Genomic DNA, 3,375 nt, shown 5'->3' with positions numbered 1-3,375 from the left:
TCCGCGGCCGCCCGCCGAAGACGGCCGGGACGCTCCGCCGCCTCGCCGGCCGGCCGGAGGGCGGGGTGCGCCGCCGCGGCGGAACCGTCCCTGGGACGGCGAAGAGCGCTGAACAGCGGAAACGGCGGTTGCCCCCCGGAAGGAGGCAACCGCCGTTTCTCGTCAGTACCTCAGACCTTGCGCAGTTCCTTGGGCGGCGCGAAGGTGATCTTCTCGTTCGCCGTCGTGACCTCGTTGACGTCGCCGTAGCCGCGTTCGGCCAGCCACTCCAGCAGCTGCATGACCAGCTCGTCCGGCACCGACGCCCCGGACGTCACGCCCACCGTCGTCACCCCGGCCAGCCACGCCTCGTCGACCTCGTGCGCGAAGTCGACCAGGTACGACGCCCGCGCGCCGGCCTTCAGCGCCACCTCGACCAGGCGCTTCGAGTTGGACGAGTTCGTCGACCCGACCACCAGCACCAGGTCGCACTCGGCGGCCATGGCCTTGACCGCGACCTGGCGGTTCGTCGTCGCGTAGCAGATGTCGTCGCTCGGCGGGTCCGCCAGACCCGGGAAGCGCTCGCGGAGCTGGTCGACGCGCTCCATCGTCTCGTCGACCGACAGCGTCGTCTGGGACAGCCAGATCACCTTCGACGGGTCGCGCACCTCGACCTTGTCGACGTCCTCGGCCTTGTCGACCAGCTGGACCTTGTCGGGGGCCTCGCCGGCCGTGCCCTCGACCTCTTCGTGACCCTCGTGGCCGATCAGGAGGATGTCGTAGTCGTCCTTCGCGAACCGGTTGACCTCCTTGTGCACCTTCGTCACCAGGGGGCAGGTCGCGTCGATCGTGCGCAGGTTCCGGTCCGCGGCCTCCTGGTGCACCATCGGCGAAACGCCGTGGGCGGAGAACACCACGAGCGCGCCTTCGGGCACCTCGGAGGTCTCGTCGACGAAGATCGCGCCGCGCTCGCGCAGCGTCTCGACCACGTGCTTGTTGTGCACGATCTCCTTGCGGACGTACACCGGGGCGCCGTAGACCTCGAGGGCCTTTTCGACGGCGATCACCGCCCGGTCCACGCCGGCGCAGTAACCACGCGGTTTGGCGAGCAGCACCCGCTTGCCGGAAGCGGTTCCGGTGATCGTCGGGGTACCCGCGGGCTCGATTCCGGGACTCGCTGAACTCATGGCACCCAGGGTACGGGCAGGCCGGAGGCGAACTCGAAGTCCCTTTCGGGTGAGCTTCGTCCCCCTTACGAGCTGTGCCCGGGGTCACGCAACGCGGCCGGTTCCACCCGTTCGGTTGGGCAGTTCGGCCCGGATGCGGCAGGCTGGACGCATGAAGCCATTCCCGCTCCCCCTCCGGGTCGCCGCGGGCCTCGCCGTCTCCACCGCCGAGCGGGTTCGTGACCTCCCCCGCCAGCTCGCCGGGCTCCCGGTGACCGTGGTCAGCCAGGTGCTGCAGGCCTCCATGCGGGTCCAGCAGCACGTCACCGAGCTGGCGATCAAGGGCGACAACGCGCTCTCGAGCCTCCGCCCGGTCGAGGACACGCCGAGCTGGGCGACGTTCGACGAAGACCTCGACGTCACGCCGCAGCGGCCGAACCTGACGCGGGTCGCCGACGTGCCGGAGCCCCGTTCGGAACTGAACGGTCACCCTGGGTCACTTTCCGACCTCGAAGCGGAACTGGGTGACCCGTGGGCCGCCGAGGAGCGCGCGCTCGCCGAGGACCACGCCGACGGCGAGAACGACGCCTCGGAGGACAACAAGCCGCAGCCGGGGACGCCCAAGATCGACAAGAAGACCAAGGGCGAGGTCCCGCGGACCAGCGCCGGCGGGTACGACGGGCCGGCCGGGCTGACCGGCTACGACCAGCTCACCCTCCCGCAACTGCGCGCCCGGTTGCGCCAGCTGTCGATCCCGCAGCTCGAGACGATCCTGGACTACGAGCGCGCGCACGCCGACCGCTCGTCGTTCACCGGGATGCTGTCGCGGCGGATCGCCAACGCGCGCAAGGCCGAGCGAGCCGGTTCCGAGCCGCCCGAAGAACCCGGCGACGACGCGGAAGGCCAGTGACCGATACCGAAGCGAGCACCGCCGAAAAGCCGTGGCCGGTGCGCACGGTCGCGCGCAAGATCGGCGACTGGATCCACCGCCTCGGCGCGGTCTGGGTCGAAGGCCAGGTCACGCAAGTCAGCTCCCGCCCGAACACGCAGACGGCGTTCCTCACCCTGCGTGACCCGTCGGCGGACGTCTCGATGTCGGTGACCTGCCCGAACTGGCTGATCCGCGAGATGGAGCCGCCGCTGCGCGAAGGCGCGAGCGTGGTGGTGCACGCGAAGCCGTCGTTCTTCTTCGGCCGCGGCACGATCAGCCTGCGCGCGGACCAGATCCGTGCGGTCGGCATCGGTGAGCTGCTGGCCCGGATCGAGCGCCTCAAGAAGCTCCTGACCGCCGAAGGCCTCTTCTCGGCCCAGCGCAAGCGGCCGATCCCGTTCCTGCCGAAGGGCGTCGGGCTGATCACCGGGCGCGCGTCGGCGGCCGAGCGGGACGTCCTGGCCAACGCGCAGGGCCGGTGGCCGCACGTCCGGATCAAGGTGCTCAACACGGCCGTGCAGGGCTCGCAGGCCGTCCCGCAGGTCATGCGCGCGCTGCGGATCTTCGACGCCGACCCCGAGATCGACGTCATCGTGATCGCCCGCGGTGGCGGCAGCGTCGAGGACCTGCTGCCGTTCTCCGACGAGGCGCTCTGCCGCGCGGTGTCGGCCACGGGCACGCCGGTGGTCAGCGCCATCGGGCACGAGCCGGACACGCCGCTGCTCGACTACGTCGCCGACCTGCGCTGCTCGACGCCGACCGACGCCGGCAAGCGGATCGTCCCGGACCTGCGCGAGGAGACCGAGCGCGTCCGGCAGATGCGCGACCGCGGGCGCCGCGCGCTGCACGGCTGGGTCGACACCCAGACGCGGCTGCTGAACCAGATCCGCAGCCGTCCGGCGCTGGCCGATCCGCACGGGCCGGTCCAGCGGCGCCAGGACGACGTCGACGTCCACCGTGAACGCGCGCGCCGCGCCATGCTGACGCTGCTCGCCAAGGACCAGGCCGAGATCGCGAGCGCGCGGGCCCGGCTCACCGCGCTCGGCCCGGCCGCGACGCTGGCCCGCGGGTACGCGGTCGTGCAGTTCGTCGACGCCGAAGGCAACCTCCAGGTACTCCGTTCCGTCTCCGAGGTCGAGGCCGGTGCCCAGCTGCGCGTGCGCGTGGGCGACGGTGCGATCGGCGCGGTGGCGGAAGGGGCCAAGGAGTGAGAGCGACGTTCCTCCCGCTCACGCTGGACGCGGCCCGGCGCCTGGGCGCGCGGCCGCTGCTGGACCAGGCGGTGCGCACCGACCGGGC

General features: G+C 71.7%; 3 protein-coding genes. 2 read left to right on the top strand and 1 reads right to left on the bottom strand.

Annotated features, from left to right (window positions below; all coding sequences use genetic code 11):
* Positions 1-170 precede the first annotated feature (170 nt).
* A complete protein-coding gene (locus G3I65_RS42475) occupies positions 171-1,166 on the bottom strand; it encodes a 4-hydroxy-3-methylbut-2-enyl diphosphate reductase (protein ID WP_163046851.1) in 996 nt (331 codons plus the stop codon).
* A gap of 151 nt (positions 1,167-1,317) precedes the next feature.
* Here G3I65_RS42475 and G3I65_RS42470 point away from each other — a divergent pair, with 151 nt between their 5' ends.
* Positions 1,318-2,055 carry a lipid droplet-associated protein gene (locus tag G3I65_RS42470; RefSeq protein ID WP_160701102.1) on the top strand — a complete coding sequence of 246 codons (738 nt, stop codon included), beginning with the start codon at positions 1,318-1,320 and terminating at the stop codon, positions 2,053-2,055.
* Positions 2,052-3,287 (top strand): exodeoxyribonuclease VII large subunit, encoded by a 1,236-nt coding sequence (xseA, locus tag G3I65_RS42465; RefSeq protein ID WP_160701101.1) that lies wholly within the window; start codon positions 2,052-2,054, stop codon positions 3,285-3,287. Before G3I65_RS42470 ends, xseA begins: the two co-directional genes overlap by 4 nt.
* Positions 3,288-3,375 lie beyond the last annotated feature (88 nt).

It is taken from the genome of Amycolatopsis sp. SID8362 (assembly GCF_010550475.1).
Lineage (GTDB): Bacteria > Actinomycetota > Actinomycetes > Mycobacteriales > Pseudonocardiaceae > Amycolatopsis > Amycolatopsis eburnea.
Note: the sequence above shows the minus strand (reverse complement) of the source record. Positions and strands in the feature narration are given on the sequence as shown.

Bases quoted from the DNA above. Each gene is read 5' to 3' on its own strand.
- G3I65_RS42475 (WP_163046851.1), bottom strand. From the start codon at position 1,166: ATGAGTTCAGCGAGTCCCGGAATCGAGCCCGCGGGTACCCCGACGATC.
- G3I65_RS42470 (WP_160701102.1), top strand. From the start codon at position 1,318: ATGAAGCCATTCCCGCTCCCCCTCCGGGTCGCCGCGGGCCTCGCCGTC.